This window comes from Prolixibacteraceae bacterium (assembly GCA_019720755.1).
Lineage (GTDB): Bacteria > Bacteroidota > Bacteroidia > Bacteroidales > Prolixibacteraceae > Halosquirtibacter > Halosquirtibacter laminarini.
This window is the reverse complement of sequence record CP081303.1, coordinates 3,494,724-3,512,800: the sequence shown is the minus strand read 5'-3', so window position 1 is coordinate 3,512,800 and position 18,077 is coordinate 3,494,724. Positions and strand designations below refer to the sequence as shown.

Genomic DNA, 18,077 nt, shown 5'->3' with positions numbered 1-18,077 from the left:
AACAATTTATATAAAGCACCTTTCTCACACAAAGGAAATACCTGACACAATCATAAAGTAATTTGGCCTTGATGATCTTGTGTAACGAACAATAAAAGAAGAACCCAATTGTCAAAATAGTTTTACTATTTTTGCGAGAATCAAAAAAAGATAAAGTCATGAAACGCGTTATAATTATTGATAACGACGACTCGTTTACATACAACTTAAAGCAGCTTATCAGCAATTCCAGTATCGGAGTTGAAGAGGTGGTAGTAGTATCACATCAAACTGTAACATTAGAAGAGATAGTAAGTTTTACTCATATTATATTTTCTCCTGGGCCAAGCCTTCCAAAGGATAGGCCTAAGATGTATGAAATACTAGAACACTACGAGTCTTCCAAAGTAATCTTAGGAGTCTGTTTAGGACATCAAGCCATTGGGTCATTCTACGGAGCACCTCTAGTACAACTAAAAGAGGTGGTTCACGGGCAGCAAAAAATGATTTATTGGAATAATCAAGAGAAATGTAGACTTACCACCAAAGAGAATACAATGGTAGGCTTATACCATTCATGGTATGTAGAACAATTCAATCCACTGATGCCTATTATTGTCTCTGCAAAAGACGAACAAGGGAGAATAATGGCAATAGAACACAAAGAATATAATGTATTTGGGGTCCAATTTCATCCAGAATCCATCATGACAACCCAAGGGCAAGAGATGATAGATCATTGGTTGTCATTAGGCTAACTAAGGAGAAGATGTTTCTTATCTTCTCCCTAATGTATTTTACTTGCCGATTAAGTCATGAGTCATCTCATCTAACTTCTCAAAATGAAATTGACTCGTAACCTTTTTCATTTTATCTTTTACTTGATCAATACATAGATTTCCAATACTCCCCTCATGTGTATGAGCTACATTATAATCCGTATCAAATTTCCCATCTTGGATATCCAATCCTACTTTCTTATAAGCATCACGGAAAGGAACCCCTTCAAGAACTAACTTATTCACCTCCTCTACACTAAAAAGCAAACGATATTTAGGATCTTGAATAATATTATCTTTTATAGTCAAATTATCGATCGCATATTGTGCGATATGTATACATTCTTGCATCTCATCCAATGCAGGTAATATCTCCTCTTTTATCAACTGTAAGTCTCTAAAATAGCCACTAGGAAGATTATTCATCATCAAAGTAATCTGCATAGGTAACCCCTGTATTCGATTACAATGCGAACGTAGAAGTTCAAAAACATCCGGATTCTTCTTATGAGGCATGATACTAGACCCAGTAGTCAAAGCATCAGGTAAAGTTAGAAAGTCAAAATTCTGACTCATATAGAGACAAACATCCATGGCCATCTTTGATAAAGTAGAAGCAACATTAGCAAGCCCAAATGCCACATTCTTCTCCACACGACCTCTTCCCATCTGAGCATATACTACATTGTAATTCATCGAATCAAAACGTAACAGATCTGTCGTCATCTGTCTGTTTAGAGGGAAAGAGGACCCATACCCTGCTGCACTACCTAAAGGATTTTGATTAGAAATCTGATATGCTGAATGAAGAGAGATAACATCATCGATAAGACTTTCTGCATAAGCACCAAACCACAGACCAAATGAAGATGGCATCGCGACCTGAAGGTGTGTATATCCAGGGATAAGGATATCCTTATGTTTATCTGCCTGAGCTAACAAACTATTAAATAGGGTGGTAATGTCGCCAACCAACTCCCTAATTTTATCTCTGAAGAAAAGTTTCAGATCCACCAATACTTGATCATTTCTTGATCTCCCACTATGAATCTTCTTTCCTAAATCTCCCAAGGTATTTGTAAGGATAAGTTCCACTTGTGAATGAACATCTTCCACTCCATCCTCAATAACAAAGTTACCTGCTTCAATATCCTTATAAATATCGCGAAGGGCTTGTTTTAACAGCAATAGTTCCTCTTTTTCTAAAAGATCAATTGATTCCAACATCGTTATATGTGCAATAGATCCTAATACATCATATTTAGCTAGTTGGTTATCTAGTTCTCTATCTAATCCTACTGTAAATTTTTCGATCTGAGCATCCACCTGCCCCCCTTTATCCCAAAGTTTCATAATCTATATCTAATATTTTTCAGGTCTATGTAAACGGACTAAAATTGAAACAAAGTGGATATGAATCACCAGCGTCTACTGTAAGACCTACAATGAATTCGTATATACAAATCGTTCAATTATTCATCAAATATGCAATTTTATTTGAATAAAAACACATACAAATGAATATTATCTGAAATATTTTATCATATTATGCATAAATATGCAGCTTGAATTAATCTATAACCACAACTATGACTACTATTTATCGTGATAATATAAAATTCAAATCTCAATTTTAGTACACACATAGTCGTACAGAATAAAAATTTATTTACAAATTGATCTTAGAAAAGATCTTGTTATAGTGTATGAATTTCATTCATACACTATAACAATGCTTGACAAAAACGGTTTAATGTCCTACATCAGGATATATATTATAAGATCTATATGTTTATCATGATGTCAATAAATTATTGTTTATCATCAACTAGTGAAGGATAAAAACCTTAAATTAGCGACATAAATAAAGATTATATTTACCTAAATAATACAGTCAAACTGTTTCTTTGGTAAATTTAAATACAGTCCTTTAAATAAAGCATAAATATGTAGTATCTTTTGTTATATGATTTATCACACAGGACAACATATCTTAAGAAAAACATAGAGTGTAAATTACTGGTTTATGATAAAACAGATATTCCAAAAGATTCAAAGTAGTATAAATCACCTAATAGAACTTGAAATAGTAGCAATCATTCTATACTTTGGATTTATCTTTACGGTTAAAACTCTTAATTTCTTCGATCTATTCAACCCTATTATCCGGATAGTTATCTCTATTGTAATATCAGCCCTACTTCAATTTATTTACTCACGGTTTCGTGACATTACTTTATCCCATTTTGAAAATCAAATGGCAAGAACAACCGCATCAAGAGTTGGAATAGTTTTTAAATTCATTATTATACTATTACTAATACTTCTATTTTGGTTATTCTGGGTCTTCTCTCCAATCATTCTTATTCTACTTTCCATGATCCCATTTTTCCTATTCTATATTGATAAAGACCAATACTAGATTCCCAAAAAAAGCTTGACTTTAAAATAACCATTTTTAGATGTCCAAGAAACAATGCTAGTCTAGTCAAAACACATTAAAAATAGACTTTTATATATAATGAATCTAAGAACAATAATAAATAACACAAAACCACCGATCCATAATATACTATCTATCAATATATTGCAAACAACATTCGATTAACATATTATGCAACACTTATTTTTTCTCAAAATATTTCTATAAATCGCATATAGAAACAGAGAGATCTATGATCCTCAAGAATCAGCTGGTTTATTAGTAATAAATTATTATTTAATTCGATAATAAAAGCAAAATTCTAGAGGCATTTTATTTTTTAAAAACGAATATTATACTCCTCTGTTTTCTAACAAAACTAAAACCACTCTATCGGATGAATGCTTGTGGGGGAAAACAACATTCATTTTGATTTTGATGAAGTAATAAAATACAAAAGATAGACTCTTTTTGCATGTTAAGGGGGAAAATTACTTGCAAATAGAGCCAATTGTAGCTAACGAAATAATGGGGAATTGTATCATGACAAGTAAAGGAAATTCCATCATTGACCTTTTTACACAGAAGGCTATTGCTGTAACGGCAACTGTGGAGGTGATGAAAAAAGAACAGCTTCTTTCGGTAATAGAAGCACACGACTTCAAATTTTTCTCTTCTGAAATCCTACAAAAAGCCGACCAGCACTATATAGGCAAAGAGGGCGTGGATGAAGCATTGGTCGAAGTAAATCATGCAATCGCAGAGACAGGAACTGTTGTTCTTGAGTGTAGTAATGAGCAAGTTCGTACTGCAACCTGTGTTGCTGAGCATCTTTATGTGATCGTAAAAGCCTCAACTATTGTTGAATGCAGTCATGATATCGTTGATTTCATGACAGAAAACACCAAGAACCAAGGTGGTTATATCGCATTCATTTCTGGTCCTAGTCGAACAGCCGACATCGAACGTGTACTAACAGTAGGTGCACACGGACCTAGAGAGCTTACTATCTTCATTGTTTCAGACCTATAAAAATACTACCATGAACATCCACGATCAAATTCGTAACAAAATTAAAGACGATGTACTTCACGAAAACCTAAAAAATTTCGCATCATCTTATAAGCAATCTAAAGCAAATGTCTACCAAGGACACGATTTCGAAGCACTTCGTCAGAAAGTTTATCAACTAAAAGACAGAGATATCAATAAAGTAATGGAGCAGTTCCATCGCTTTAAAGAGAATGCAGAGAAGAGTGGTGCTAAGGTGTTTCAAGCTCGAACTGGTCAAGATGCATGCGACTACATTGCTGAGGTAATGAAGAAGCATAACACCAAGTACATGGTGAAAAGTAAATCGATGACTTCTGAAGAGATTCAATTGAATCACAAGTTGGAAGAGTATGGCTTAAATCCTATTGAAACTGACCTTGGGGAGTGGATTCTCCAGATTGGTAACGAACACCCTTCACACATGGTGATGCCTGCAATTCACAAAACGCGTCAGCAAGTAGCAAAACTTTTCTCTGAATATACAGGTAAGCCTGTAGATCCGGATGATATCAAAGGAATGGTAGAGATCGCAAGACAATATCTTCGTGACGACTATTTCAAAGCGGGTGTTGGTATGACAGGTGCGAACATTGCTGTTGCTGAAACTGGTACCATTGGACTTGTAACAAACGAAGGAAATGCACGTTTGTCTTCTACTATACCTCCTGTACATATTGTATTGGTTGGTTACGAAAAGCTTTGCGACAACTTCTCACAGGCCATGGATATTGTGAAAGTACTTCCTAAGAGTGCTACAGGACAAAATATCACGTCTTATGTTACATGGATTAAAGGTCAAAACCCATCACACAAAAACGAAACAGGAACAAAAGAGACTCACTATGTCTTTCTAGACAACGGTCGTCTTGCATTCTTCGAACACCCAGAGTTCAAAGAAGCATTAAAATGTATTCGCTGTGGTAGTTGTGCCAATATATGCCCTGCATATGAGATGGTAGGTGGTCATGTTTATGGTGATAGATACATTGGTTCTATTGGACTTATTTTGACTGCACTTTACCAAGGTGATGCAGATGCAAAAGACATCTTGAAAATGTGTATCGGTTGTCGTGCTTGTTCATTTAACTGCCCTTCTGGAATCGACCTTCAAAAGATGATCTCGAATCTCAAGATGGTTGTGGGACAAAAATATGGTATTAATACCATTAAAAAGAAAGTATTTAAAGGAGTGGTAGCGAAACCTGATACAATGAAAAATCTCGTTGGTTTAGGTTCAACTTTCCAATTCCCTTTAACCAAAAAGAATAAGTTTAATAAGGAAAAGATTATTGGTACAGTACCTTTCCTTAGTGGAGAAAAAGACTTTAGACACTTCCCTGCTCTTTCTAAGAAATCATTCACAAAATCATTCCAAAAAGAGATTAAACCTCTAGCAAATCCTAAGAAGAAAGTCTTCTTCTATCCAGGATGTGCTGTAGAGTACTTCTATCCAGAGATTGGAATGGCAATGGCTCGCTTACTTCACAAACATGGCGTACAGGTTGACATCCCATCAAAATCGGTTTGTTGTGGACTTCCAGCAATTGCTGCAGGAGATCCAGAAGATGCTAGAACGATGATCCATAAAAACTTGGATGAGATGAAGTCGCCTGCAGACTATGATGCATTCCTAGTCGTATGTCCTACTTGTGGTGGAGCAATCAAACATGAGTTCTTAGACTTTACAAGAGAAGATCCAGATAGATATAAACTATCTAAACAAATTGGAGAAAAACTAATGCCAATGGGGCAGTTCTTAGAGCAACTAAACCTAAAATTCAGAGTGAAAGGCGGAAGAACGGTCACTTACCATACTCCATGTCACAACACTAGATCCATGGACTATACTGCTGAAAATCTATTGAAAAATATTCTAGGCAAACAGTTCAAACCACTTACAGATACAAATGTTTGTTGTGGTTTCGGTGGAACTTATTCACTTGACTTCGCTCCTATATCTAATGGTATACTAAATAAGAAAATTGAGCACATCGAAGAGACCAAAGCAGACATTGTAATCACCGACTGCCCAGGTTGTGTGATGCAAATTAATGGAGGACTGATGTATAAAGGAGTTGAAAAGAAAGTAATGCACCTTTCTTCATTTATTGAAAATGAACTAGAGGTTGTATCTAAATAGTTATAGATAATTCGATTTTGTATTTTAATTGCAAGGGCCATCTTCTCACCGAGGATGGCCTTTTGTATATAAAAAAAGATAATATTATGTCCGAATGATATCATATAAGCTATAATAAGGCTCATTAGATGGTGAAGAACAACGATTAAAGAAGAAATATTTATATTTATAATATTTTCTCAGTAATTTTAAGGATTAATAAAACATAATGGTATATATCTTGCTTTAAAACACCATGAAAATGGATATTATCCAATAGAAGTTCATATTTAATACAACCTTATTGCAAAGAGATGAAAAAAACATCCCTATTCTTATTAGTTCTCTATAGTGTGTTCTTAATAAACACACCTGCCTTAGCAAACAACAAAAAGAAATTCAGACCAAAGAATCCTTTGACTCGTAAAGAATATATTGAAAAATATAGAGAAATTTCGATCAAAGAGATGAATCTATATCATATTCCTGCAAGTATCACACTTGCCCAAGGGATACTTGAATCGGGGGATGGAAATAGTTATCTAGCAGTAAAAGCAAAGAACCATTTTGGCGTAAAGTGTCATAGCTCTTGGGATGGACCATCAGTTCGCTTGGATGATGATAAGAAAAATGAATGTTTTAGAAAATACAAAACCGTAGAGCACTCTTACAAAGATCACTCTATTTTTCTTCAACAGAAGAGATATCAACCTCTCTACAAGCATAAAATAACAGACTATAAAAGATGGGCAAGAGGGCTTAAGAAAGCGGGATATGCAACCAATCCCAAGTATCCACAACTTTTAATAAGAATTATTGAAGAGAATGATCTTGCTCAATATGACCAATTCTACCAAAAAGATTACAATACCCATAAAGCATCACCATTTGACCGTGGTTCAGGTGGATTTAAATTCACTATTGGAAATAAAAATAGAATCACAGAAAACAACAAGAGTAGAATGATCGTCTCCGTTAAAGGAGACACATATCTTTCTATAGCTCAAAAATATGGACTAAAGGAGTGGGAAATTTTCAACTATAATGATGCCCATGAATCAGATTTACCAAAACCGAACACCAATGTATATCTAGAGCGAAAAAGAGGAAAAGCAGCACGAGGAACCAATACCCATGTTGTGGTAGAGGGAGAAAACATGCATGATATTTCTCAAAAATATGGTATTAGATTAAAGGCTCTATATCGCCGTAACAGAATGAGTAGAGGACGTCAACCAAATGTTGGAGATACAATCTATTTGAGAGGAAGAGCTCCTAGGAATAGATAAGAAACAATAAATTACTTATTCTAGATAAATATGCTATTTATCTAGAATAAGTAGATATTCCATGGAGGGAATTATGCTAATATCAACTCTTTTTCAATACGAAAGCCATTGATAAATTGAACGGTTTTCATTCTTTTCTTTCCAGCAAGTTGCATCTCTTCAAACCAAACATAACCATCCTTCAAAGAGACTCTTAACATATCCTTATCTTGAACAACTTGTCCTATTGGGTCCGTGTGAGATTCTACAGAAGGAATTGTAGAAAAAAGTTTTGCAGTATACTTCTTATCCCCATCATTTAATGCAATCCAAGCAGCTGGATAAGGAGATAATCCTCTCACCTTATTGTGAAAATCCATTACACTAAGACCTGAGGAAACTTGACAATCTGCTTTAAATATCTTCGGAGCATGATTGGACACAGCACCTTCAGCAATCATTTTATCTTGATCCATTGGAGCAACATCACCAGATGCTAAGGCATCTACAGTCTTACACACCAAAGAAGCTCCAATCACCATCAATTTGTCATGAACAGTACCCACATTATCATATAGATCAATATCTATAGACTCTTGGAAAAGTAGATTTCCGGTATCGATCTCATGTTTTAATAAGAAAGTAGTGACCCCTGTCTTTTTATCTCCATTAATCAAAGCCCAATTTAAAGGAGCTGCCCCTCGATAATTTGGAAGCAGAGAACCGTGCAAATTGAAAGTTCCCATCTTTGGCATAGCCCATACTATTTCTGGCAACATTCTAAAAGCAACGACAATTTGAAGATCAGCCTTAAAAGATCTCAACGCTTCAACAAACTCAGGAGTTTTTAATTTCTCTGGTTGTAAAACAGGGAGGTCGTGTTCTAACGCATACTGTTTTACCTCCGACATACGAACTTTTTGTCCTCGTCCAGCCGGTTTATCAGGAACAGTAACCACAGCTACAACATTGTAAGCCCCTTCAACTAATGCTTTTAAACTCTCCACAGCAAAGCCTGGAGTTCCCATAAAAACGATACGGATATCTTTTGAAATCTTCATAATCTGCTACAATAAAAACTATTCATCACTATTTAAAAACTTCTCTTGCAAGGTGGTATTGCCTTTAATGGCTTGGGGTTCATAAGGACAATGCTTACAACCACTACCACAACAGTATCCCTTTTTCATGAGAAATTTTTCTGTCATAACTCGGTATCCATGCTCACTCATATAGTAATCCACTCCCTCTTCGAGCTTGTCCTGCAAAGGCTTGTCATCAAATAGCATATGATAATTTGATAAAAATGAAAAAGGCAAATCCATAGGGATATGCCTTTTATAATAAAATTATATCGTATTATTTTTTTCCTTTAGGCTCCACCTTTCTTAATACATGTCCCATACGATCCTTCTTTGTTTTCATATAGAATGCATTAAACTTATTTGGTTCCACTTCTATAGAAACCGTTTCTTCCACTTTTAGTCCATATCCTTCTAAACCTACACGTTTAATAGGATTGTTGGTCATCAATTTCATATTCTTGATCCCTAGACTACGAAGAATCTGCGCTCCAACACCATAGTCACGTTCATCAGGATCGAAACCAAGATGCACATTTGCATCCACAGTATCAAGTCCCTCTTCCTGTAACTTATAAGCCTTGATTTTGTTCATTAGACCAATACCACGACCTTCTTGTTGCATATAAACGACTGCCCCTTTACCGGCCTCTTCAATCATCGACATTGCTTTGTGAAGCTGTTCTCCACACTCACAACGCATAGAACCAAAGATGTCGCCTGTTGCACAAGAAGAGTGCACACGAACTAAGACAGGCTCATCCTCTTCCCACTCTCCTTTAATCAATGCGATATGTTCTACCCCATTGGATTTTTGGCGGAATGGGATCAAACGGAAATGACCATCTTGTGTAGGCATTTGAACCTCATCACCTCTCTCAATCAAACTCTCTCTCTCCAGCCTATAAGAGATAAGATCCTCGATAGAGATTATCTTAATCCCAAACTTCTTGCTTATCTCGATAAGCTGAGGAAGTCTGGCCATAGAACCATCTTCATTCATTATCTCCACCAATACTCCTGAAGGATAAAGTCCTGCCAAACGAGCCAAATCAGAAGAAGCCTCAGTATGTCCACTTCTACGTAAAACACCACGCTCTTTTGCTTTCAATGGAAAGATATGACCAGGTCTACCAAGAACAGCAGGATCAGTATTCGGATCTACTAATGCTTGAATTGTTTTTGCTCTATCATGAGCAGAGATACCCGTAGTACAACCATCCCCAATCTTATCTACAGAGATAGTAAAAGGAGTATCATAATGAGAAGAGTTCTTACCAACCATCATCTCTAGTTCGAGCTCGTCACATCGTGCTTCTGTCAACGAAACACATACTAATCCTCTACCGTGGGTTGCCATAAAATTGACCATCTCAGGAGTAACCTTTTCTGCTGCACAGATAAAATCTCCTTCATTCTCACGATCTTCATCATCTACGACAATAACAAATTTTCCATCTCTGATATCTTGTAGTGCCTCTTCGATGGTATTTAACACTCCCCCTTGAGCGTCAATATTGCCTGTGTTTGCTATATTCATTGCTTCACTCTTTTTGTACGACAGACGCCTATTTAAGGCGTAATATTTAGATCAATAGATCTTATAGTTTCTTATTTATTACTCTTCAATTCAATCCTCTTCAGACTCCGTGTCATCTTTATCCTTCTTAAACAAATATTTGGTCATCAAGGTTTTCAAGGGCTTAAAGATAAACGAAATATTAAAACGAGAGGAGTCGTTTGCAGAAATATAAGTCAAAATTATTCCTGCTGGAAAATATATCAATGTAGAGAGCCACATGGCTTCCCATATATCCATAGAGCCTGTTCGTGCTACTTTTTCCAAGGTACTACTTATGACATAATAGATGATAAACAATACAATGGATGCAACCAAAGGCCACCCCATACCTCCTTTTCGGATAATCGATCCAAGCGGAGCACCAATAAGGAAGAACACCAAACATGCAATAGACAGAACTAATTTCTTATGCCATTCAATCACATATTTATTGGCCAAAGTTCGCAACCCCATCGTCTCTTCTCCAGAGCGAACAATCGTTCTTTGATTAGAACGAACATCTTCGATTGCTCTATTCAAGATAGATTTTTGCTCTTTTAATGGAGCAGCTGCATAAAGAGAGTCTACATACAAAATAGAGTCCACATGAAACTTTGGAGCATCTACTCTCTGTTTTACCGAATCAGGATAGTTAGTATATGCCATACTTCGAACAAGAGGCGAAATTAAATTTGCTCTAACAATCTTAGATCGTGCCCACTGGTTCGACTTATCATATATAGAATCAGCAATATGAGTTAGATCCTTCATCGGTAGAGATCGATAACTATTTTTAAATAGATTCTCATCTTTCTGCTTGAAATTCATTCCTTCTAAGGCGATTAAATAGCTCTGCTTATCAAAACTCATCACTGAAAGTGGCTTATTCTCACGTTCTTTCCGACTTTCCGGTTTCTTCTCTTCATAAGTAGTGCCATGAAAAAGCGTTAATTTCATGTTCATTTTATCCGAGGTTAATCCCATATATGCCGAATCAGCCAATGTTACATTAACATTGCCTCCTCTTTTGGAGTGATCATAAATCATCACTTCCTCTAGTGTGCCATTCTCAGATTTTTTCTCCACCTTAATCTTATACCCAGGAATATTATCAGAAAAAGCACCAGGCTTAAACATCACTTCAGGCTTAGTCTGCTGTACGCTATAGATTAAGATTGACAACTTTCTATTAATAACGGGCAACAACATGTTACTAAACATAAATGCACCGATTGATAGAAGGACAGAGATCAGAATTAATGGCTTGAAAATATTCATTTGTGAAATCCCCGCAGCCTTCATTGCCAAGAGCTCATTCCGCTCACCTAAATTCCCAAGTGTCATAATGGATGCAATAAGCATAGCCAAAGGAAGAGCCATAGGAAAGAGACTTAAAAAGATATAGGAACACAACTCCGCAATCACTGACCAGTCCAAGCCCTTTCCAACAAAATCCTCTAAGTATCGCCACATAAACTGCATAAACAATACAAAGGAACAGATGAAAAAGGTCATGATAAACGGTCCGATAAACTCTTTTAATAAATAACGATGTAAACGCTTCATTGAATATCTTTTGAACTAAATAATCGATCGTTTGATTCTATTTCACTCTTATAGTAAACTAAAAGAAATGACACACAAAGTTATTAATATATTTAAAGAATACGAAGCAATTGTATGTTATGAATAGTCAATATTCTCTTTCACCAAGCAAATTTATAAAGAACAATCTGATCATAAATTTAATGGCAGGATCGAAGATTACACTGAAAAAAGGAGGGGGAAATATATTTATATAAATAAAAAAGAAAGTGCATTTTCCTTAACTGAATATATAAAGAGTCATAATATCAGTTCACTACCCATACAAGACACGACAATGTATAGATCAGGAGAAAAGAAAAAAAAGACATAACAAATTAGTATGTCAATAAAATGATTCATTTATGACAAATCAAATCTATGCCATCCCCTCTAATTACAAGAAGGAAATGACATGAATTATTACAAAGAGAGACAGAATCTCACGTCCTAAGAACAGCCAAGCATACGTTTTAAGGTCTTAACCTGTTCATTTAACAGTAGAATGGAATCTTCTTCATCATCCGCATCTACAAAATCTGTTACAACTAGAAGAATACCTCCTCCAACTTCTTCTCTTACGATTCGAAATTCAAAGAACTCCTCATCACTCTCCCTTGTATCCCATTGCCATCTAATAAAAACCAATGGATCTACCTCTACATTTTCGGCTCTTTGCTCATCCCCTTCCCAATAAAACATAAAATAATCATCATAGCCATCCACTTTATCAGCGAACCAACTCTCTAAACCAGATGGGTTAGACAAAGCATAATACAAAGAGTTTAAAGAGGCCTTAAAAGGATACTCCAAGACAACTTTTTTTCTTAGGTTAATAACGGTCATAAGCAATAGTTTTAATTTTAACTCTAAATCCAATGATGAGTCGTCCAATTATCGTAAACTTAAAAAATTAAAGGAAAAAGTAGCATACAAATGAACACTTTGTGAAACATATTCATATAAAAAATTACAAATCATTCATTTACAAGATCTAAAGAGACCACAAATCAAAAAAATCTATTTTTTTATCATCTCTCTATTGTAAGGAATAAAAAAAGCAATATATTTGCATCCGCAATGGCGAGGTAGCTCAGCTGGTTAGAGCGCAGGATTCATAATCCTGAGGTCGGCGGTTCAAGCCCGCCTCTCGCTACAAAAGGTTTCTGTTTTTTTAACAGAAACCTTTTTTTATGCCCTGAATTTCACTTTTAACAATAATCAAGCGAGCGATTTGAATGAAAAATATGAGAATCCTCTACAATATCATACATTGTGATCGTTCAACCTTAGCAAACCATACCGATATACCCCTCGAATAATATAGAATGGAATATCATTTTTCTTTGAAAAACCTCCCAAAAGAGTGCCCATCTTTCAATATTCGAATGAAGCTACATCATGCCGCATTGAAATCATAACACAACTATTTATAATCACATGATTCACAATACAATTGTGAATAGCTTTCATCAATTGATTACTATCTCCATATGGTTTCATTCGTACTTTGTCCATGGTTTGTTCATGGTTTGTTCATGGTTTGTCCATCGATTCTCCATCGATTCGGTGTAAAATCGATGGACAAACCATGCAGTAGATATGTGTAAACCATGAATAAAAGAATAACCAAACATGGAGAAAACAAGTAACACTTAAAAAGCTAGGTACTGATGCGACACGGTTCAGGAAAGCGTGTTCATAGAACAAAAATATCTTTTGAGGAATTGTAACCCTACTGCTTCATTTCTTGAGAAATTTAGAACAGATAAAGTATAGAAAAAATAGACTTCTATCTATTAGATCTTATTTAATATCGTATAATGACAAAACAAAGTCGGACACACAACAGCAGACCGCCTAGTACATCTCATAAGCTACTTCCTGAATGAAAAAGATATAGGTTCAGTATCTTCTCAAGGCTTTAATTTGAAGCACTAAAATAAAATATTTAGTAGCTTTATGGAGAAAGCAGGTCTCTTACGAATATAAGATCTGTCGATGAATTGATGGATACGCAATCTCTTTAAAACACTCCTATGTGTTATAAAAAAATGAAAGATTGAAAGGCAAAACAAAAGATTAGATCAAACAACTTGATAGAACAAACCAATAAAACCATATCACACATGCAACAAACAACATGGATTTTTTTAATGACATTTTTCTTATCACTTCACGGTGTAGCGCAGAAACAGATATCACTTTGGAAAACAGAGATATTACCAAACTATCAAGAATCAAACGAAAAGGAGATACTGAGGGAGACGGACATCAAATTTATCCGAAATGTGCAGACACCAAGTATAGAAGTCTATATTCCGTCTAAAAAAAATGCCAACGGTAAAGCCGTTTTAATTATGCCAGGAGGAGGCTATAGTGGATTGGCTTACGATTGGGAGGGAACCGACATAGCCAAGTGGCTTAACTCAAGAGGTATTGCGGCTTTTGTATTAAAATATAGATTACCCCAATCCGCTTCTGTGATCTTTTCGCACAAAGCTCCCTTGCAAGATGCACAAAGGGCAATACGTTGGATAAGATACCACGCAAACGACTATCATGTGAATGCGAACCAAGTGGGTGTGATAGGCTTTTCTGCGGGAGGACATTTGGCCTCAACACTCGGAACCCATTATGATACTACTATATACAATAAAACCGATGAGATCGATAATTTAAGTGCTCGTCCTAATTTTATGATGTTAATCTACCCTGTTATAAGTATGCAGGATGATATTACACATAAAGGATCTCGTAGAAACTTACTAGGCTCAAAACCGAGCAACAAACTAACCGACCAATTTTCGAATGAGTTGCATGTTACCCAAGACACCCCTCCAACTTTTATCATTCATTCTGCAGACGACAAAGCAGTTCCCATTGAAAATTCCATTAGAATGTATCAAGCATTGGTAAAAAACGACGTAAAATCGACGATGCATTTATACCCAACAGGAGGACACGGATATGGAATGGGATTAGATAACTCTAATGCTCCGAATTGGACAAAGCAAGCAGAAGCCTGGCTTAACACCTTACCATAATACTTCTGCATTCAGTTAAGATTGAAGCCGTTGAAATTTTATAGACAAAGATGATGTAAGCAGTTAAAATCCAATTGATCTAGTACTAGAAATAGCATCGTGGGGAAACGGAATCAGGCATGCTTTTAGGAGGATCAGTGAGATGTTTCAGAAAAAAAATATGTAGTCTGGTTTAGATATAGGTTACTCAGCCTTCGACAAGTTCAGGGACCACCCTTAGACAGAAAGGTTGCTGGGCTTGTCGAAGCAGGGGTAGCGAACTAAAAACAAGAAAAGAAATTGATTTTATAGATTTATAAACCAACTCCTTTACTTAGAATATTTATACATAACTTCAAACTCTTATAAGATTCCTAATTTAGAAAAATGTATTGAAAAGATATATGAATATCACTACACAGATATAGATCGACAAATATTTGTTTTTTTTCTTACACTTTATAAGTTCTTTTTCAAGGTCGTTTTTAGGCTGCATTATTCTTTTATTTAAATTGTTAATCACATAAAGTTCCGGGATCTAAAAAAATGTCACTGTTTTACTTTTTGGGAATTAATAGTACATGTAAATATACAGATTACAAGGTAATAGTCACATAATTATACATCAATTATTTCTTCAAAATTGAATCGATTTTTTCCTTCCATAAATATGCTTTATCCTCCCATCCTTTTGAGAAACTTAATTTACCTCCTAAAGAAATACCCATAACTTTAATTTCATTTCCATCTTGGAAGTGTATACGTAAAACCTTACGAGGCCATTTTATTTTCATATTATGAAATGATTTCACCTCAACTTTTGTTATACTGGAAAGCTCTATATTTAATTCTTCATTTGTTAACCATTGTGTAAAACTAATTTGCTCAATTGAAAGTTTTACATTGCCGTTACTTCTTATAGCTAATGGATTGTACTTGGTTTTCCCTTTTAAGTCTATTTTTTCAAATCCATAAAAATTTGCACTTGGTTCTTCTAAAATAATTTCTTGCATAGTTGTTTATTTGTCTGAAATACATTCACAAAAAGCTCTTGTAAAATTCAGTTGTTAAAAATACTCAAATAATTAAAATTAATTAAATATCACGAAACCACACTATGTATAGTGTAATTGTTTTTATGTTTATATTTGTTTATTTATGATTAAATTTATTTTTTTATGTTTATATTTGTTTAATAGGCTTATATATTTAACTATAGTTAAGAGAATAAAATGTTGATTGTGTCAAATGTTGAATTATTGCAATATAAAAAGATGTTATGGTAAATGTTAGGCGATCGCTTTTGCGATAGTTTAAAAATAATTGTCAGAACATTGTATTTGTAGTTTTAGGAGTGTCATCAAATACAAGACTATCATATAAAAGAACCAAAAAAAGTCTTGACTTCTAATTACTTGTTCTACAGAATAATTTAAATCCACTTAGTCTAATTATAAGGCAGTTAGTTAGTGCTTGCATTCAAGTCATAAATCAACAAAAAGAAAACAAATTATAATTTAATTAAAAGAACGTGAAGAAAACTAAAAAAAAACTTAAGTTAAGGTCTCCAAAGACAGGGAAATTGCATTTATAACATGTTGGATATTAGATAGAATTAACAAGTCTGTGAACGAGCGATAAGCTTTTCTCTATATTCATCGACATATATGGCTCTATTTTTCTTCCATTTCAATGTTTTTTTGTTCTCCGTATCCAACTTTAAGATGTTAAGAGCCATTTTACAAAGCATATTCATATTTTCAGCTGCATGATCTTTTTTTCGCTGTTGTTTATCTTCATTGAAGCTTACATCGAGTGTCCAATGAAGATTATTTTCGATTGCCCAATGTGAACGTATAAGTTTATTAAACCTCTCAGCTGTTGTATCTAAAGAGGATATGTAATACCTCACATCACTTCGTTCTTTATTTGTTGAAGATTCTAATGTCTGGGTTGTTATTCTAATTAAACTATGGATACCTCTCCATTTGGTCAACACTGGAGCATCTTCAAAGTCATTTATTACATCACAAATACGAGTTTCAATTCTTCCATGACCAAAGTCTTCTGTTATATTAGAATCACAAACAATATCTGTATTAAACTGAATATCAAGCTCCTCTTTAGTTTTCTTCTGATTGCCTTTTACTTGTAGAATATAGTCACCTTCTTTTTCTAGTATTTTATTTGCAATTTCAGTTTGACAGCCCATTGCATCTGTTGTAACAACCATGCCTTTGATAGTAATAAGATCTAACAATTCTGGAATGGCTGTTATTTCATTACTCTTTTTATTGGTGGTAACCTGTCCTAAACATAAACCATTATCTGAGGCAAAGGCAGAGACAACATGAATTGCATTCTTCTTTGTATTAGCAGATCCCTTAATGGTCTTTCCATCAATACCTATTACTTGATTAGATGTAAGCTTTGTTAAGCTTGAAGACCACTTGATAAAACACTCGTTAAAGAGAGAAGAATCTAAATGTCTAAATACTCGACCAATGGTATCGTGTGATGGAATCCCTGATGCGTACGGATAAAATTTTCTGAGCCAATCGATTTTAAGCTCTCCAAATTGTGCAATATCTTCATTGGTTTTAAAACCACTTAATATAGCTGACAATGAAAGAAATAGAACTTCTATAAGTGGGTACATAAAATTGCCTTTTTGTATTCTTCGAGGATCTTCTAATGGAAGGAAATAAAGAGCAAACTTATTATCATAATTATTTACTATTGCTTCACTCATGTTTTTTTTAGAAAGGGACATCTCCCTTGAATAATAATACAGAATGTAAAAGGCAGAATATGCCATAACTAACGTAGCAAAGATAACAATATTTATTTATTACTTAAATGCAATTTCCCTGTCTCCAAAGATCATTGAAAAAGGTTTATCTAAAGAAATTTTAACTAATATGGAACTCTCGCAACTTACTGGAGGAGGATGTGGTGGATACGCATGTGGTGGTAATGCTTGCGGTGGTAATGAATGTGGTGGAGACGCATGCGGAGGAGATGCTTGCGGTGTTGCCGGTTGTGGTGGTAATGCTTGCGGTGCTAATGCTTGTCAAATTGAACTTTGTGCTGTTGATGTTTGCGCGGTTGATGCATGTTGGCCTGCAGATTTTTTCGTTAAACAAAACCGTATACAAGAGTAGATATATAAACGTTATTGGGTAGCACTTTTCTACCTAATAA

At 34.9% G+C, this 18,077-nt stretch carries 15 protein-coding genes and 1 tRNA gene; 8 read left to right on the top strand and 8 right to left on the bottom strand.

Annotation, left to right across the window (positions count from 1 at the left end; translation table 11 throughout):
* The first annotated feature begins 158 nt into the window (after positions 1-158).
* On the top strand, positions 159-737 hold the full coding sequence (locus tag K4L44_13895; protein ID QZE13646.1) for an aminodeoxychorismate/anthranilate synthase component II: 579 nt from the start codon (positions 159-161) through the stop codon (positions 735-737).
* Positions 738-776: 39 nt separating this feature from the next.
* On the opposite strand, the gene argH is transcribed toward K4L44_13895, so the two are convergent.
* A complete protein-coding gene (argH, locus tag K4L44_13890; GenBank protein QZE13645.1) occupies positions 777-2,111 on the bottom strand; it encodes an argininosuccinate lyase in 1,335 nt (444 codons plus the stop codon).
* 673 nt (positions 2,112-2,784) lie between these two features.
* On the opposite strand from argH, the gene K4L44_13885 reads away from it, so the two are divergent.
* From K4L44_13885 to K4L44_13870, 4 genes are all read left to right on the top strand, one after another.
* Entirely contained in the window at positions 2,785-3,180 is a 396-nt protein-coding gene (locus K4L44_13885; protein QZE13644.1) for a hypothetical protein, read from the top strand.
* A gap of 543 nt (positions 3,181-3,723) precedes the next feature.
* On the top strand, positions 3,724-4,212 hold the full coding sequence (locus K4L44_13880) for an LUD domain-containing protein (protein QZE13643.1): 489 nt from the start codon (positions 3,724-3,726) through the stop codon (positions 4,210-4,212).
* A gap of 10 nt (positions 4,213-4,222) precedes the next feature.
* On the top strand, positions 4,223-6,373 hold the full coding sequence (locus K4L44_13875) for an LUD domain-containing protein (protein QZE13642.1): 2,151 nt from the start codon (positions 4,223-4,225) through the stop codon (positions 6,371-6,373).
* A gap of 293 nt (positions 6,374-6,666) precedes the next feature.
* On the top strand, positions 6,667-7,641 hold the full coding sequence (locus K4L44_13870) for a glucosaminidase domain-containing protein (protein QZE13641.1): 975 nt from the start codon (positions 6,667-6,669) through the stop codon (positions 7,639-7,641).
* 71 nt (positions 7,642-7,712) lie between these two features.
* Here the strand turns inward: K4L44_13870 and fmt are convergent, their stop codons facing one another.
* From fmt to K4L44_13845, 5 genes are all read right to left on the bottom strand, one after another.
* Positions 7,713-8,648 carry a methionyl-tRNA formyltransferase gene (gene fmt / locus K4L44_13865; protein ID QZE16011.1) on the bottom strand — a complete coding sequence of 312 codons (936 nt, stop codon included), beginning with the start codon at positions 8,646-8,648 and terminating at the stop codon, positions 7,713-7,715.
* Between the two features lie 51 nt (positions 8,649-8,699).
* Positions 8,700-8,945, bottom strand: a complete 246-nt coding sequence (locus K4L44_13860) for a hypothetical protein (protein QZE13640.1) — start codon at positions 8,943-8,945, stop codon at positions 8,700-8,702.
* 34 nt (positions 8,946-8,979) lie between these two features.
* Positions 8,980-10,200, bottom strand: a complete 1,221-nt coding sequence (locus K4L44_13855; GenBank protein QZE16010.1) for a bifunctional 3,4-dihydroxy-2-butanone-4-phosphate synthase/GTP cyclohydrolase II — start codon at positions 10,198-10,200, stop codon at positions 8,980-8,982.
* Positions 10,201-10,332: 132 nt separating this feature from the next.
* A complete protein-coding gene (locus K4L44_13850) occupies positions 10,333-11,829 on the bottom strand; it encodes an LptF/LptG family permease (protein QZE13639.1) in 1,497 nt (498 codons plus the stop codon).
* 468 nt (positions 11,830-12,297) lie between these two features.
* The gene (locus K4L44_13845) at positions 12,298-12,693 is read right to left on the bottom strand and encodes an SRPBCC domain-containing protein (GenBank protein ID QZE13638.1); all 396 of its coding nucleotides are present in this window, start codon (positions 12,691-12,693) and stop codon (positions 12,298-12,300) included.
* Between the two features lie 236 nt (positions 12,694-12,929).
* Here K4L44_13845 and K4L44_13840 point away from each other — a divergent pair.
* Positions 12,930-13,003, top strand: a tRNA-Met gene (locus K4L44_13840).
* 973 nt (positions 13,004-13,976) lie between these two features.
* The gene (locus K4L44_13835; GenBank protein QZE13637.1) at positions 13,977-14,894 is read left to right on the top strand and encodes an alpha/beta hydrolase; all 918 of its coding nucleotides are present in this window, start codon (positions 13,977-13,979) and stop codon (positions 14,892-14,894) included.
* Positions 14,895-15,502: 608 nt separating this feature from the next.
* On the opposite strand, the gene K4L44_13830 is transcribed toward K4L44_13835, so the two are convergent.
* Both K4L44_13830 and K4L44_13825 read right to left on the bottom strand, forming a co-directional pair.
* Entirely contained in the window at positions 15,503-15,886 is a 384-nt protein-coding gene (locus K4L44_13830; protein QZE13636.1) for a hypothetical protein, read from the bottom strand.
* A gap of 602 nt (positions 15,887-16,488) precedes the next feature.
* Positions 16,489-17,625 (bottom strand): ISAs1 family transposase, encoded by a 1,137-nt coding sequence (locus tag K4L44_13825; protein ID QZE13635.1) that lies wholly within the window; start codon positions 17,623-17,625, stop codon positions 16,489-16,491.
* A gap of 169 nt (positions 17,626-17,794) precedes the next feature.
* On the opposite strand from K4L44_13825, the gene K4L44_13820 reads away from it, so the two are divergent.
* Positions 17,795-18,037 carry a Cys-every-fifth RiPP peptide CefA gene (locus tag K4L44_13820; protein QZE13634.1) on the top strand — a complete coding sequence of 81 codons (243 nt, stop codon included), beginning with the start codon at positions 17,795-17,797 and terminating at the stop codon, positions 18,035-18,037.
* Positions 18,038-18,077 lie beyond the last annotated feature (40 nt).

What these genes read in the sequence shown, in the direction of transcription:
- K4L44_13895 (QZE13646.1), top strand. Translation starts at nt 159, where the DNA reads ATGAAACGCGTTATAATTATTGATAACGACGACTCGTTTACATACAAC.
- argH (QZE13645.1), bottom strand. Translation starts at nt 2,111, where the DNA reads ATGAAACTTTGGGATAAAGGGGGGCAGGTGGATGCTCAGATCGAAAAA.
- K4L44_13885 (QZE13644.1), top strand. Translation starts at nt 2,785, where the DNA reads ATGATAAAACAGATATTCCAAAAGATTCAAAGTAGTATAAATCACCTA.
- K4L44_13880 (QZE13643.1), top strand. Translation starts at nt 3,724, where the DNA reads ATGACAAGTAAAGGAAATTCCATCATTGACCTTTTTACACAGAAGGCT.
- K4L44_13875 (QZE13642.1), top strand. Translation starts at nt 4,223, where the DNA reads ATGAACATCCACGATCAAATTCGTAACAAAATTAAAGACGATGTACTT.
- K4L44_13870 (QZE13641.1), top strand. Translation starts at nt 6,667, where the DNA reads ATGAAAAAAACATCCCTATTCTTATTAGTTCTCTATAGTGTGTTCTTA.
- fmt (QZE16011.1), bottom strand. Translation starts at nt 8,648, where the DNA reads ATGGGAACTCCAGGCTTTGCTGTGGAGAGTTTAAAAGCATTAGTTGAA.
- K4L44_13860 (QZE13640.1), bottom strand. Translation starts at nt 8,945, where the DNA reads ATGGATTTGCCTTTTTCATTTTTATCAAATTATCATATGCTATTTGAT.
- K4L44_13850 (QZE13639.1), bottom strand. Translation starts at nt 11,829, where the DNA reads ATGAAGCGTTTACATCGTTATTTATTAAAAGAGTTTATCGGACCGTTT.
- K4L44_13845 (QZE13638.1), bottom strand. Translation starts at nt 12,693, where the DNA reads ATGACCGTTATTAACCTAAGAAAAAAAGTTGTCTTGGAGTATCCTTTT.
- K4L44_13835 (QZE13637.1), top strand. Translation starts at nt 13,977, where the DNA reads ATGCAACAAACAACATGGATTTTTTTAATGACATTTTTCTTATCACTT.
- K4L44_13830 (QZE13636.1), bottom strand. Translation starts at nt 15,886, where the DNA reads ATGCAAGAAATTATTTTAGAAGAACCAAGTGCAAATTTTTATGGATTT.
- K4L44_13825 (QZE13635.1), bottom strand. Translation starts at nt 17,625, where the DNA reads ATGAGTGAAGCAATAGTAAATAATTATGATAATAAGTTTGCTCTTTAT.
- K4L44_13820 (QZE13634.1), top strand. Translation starts at nt 17,795, where the DNA reads ATGGAACTCTCGCAACTTACTGGAGGAGGATGTGGTGGATACGCATGT.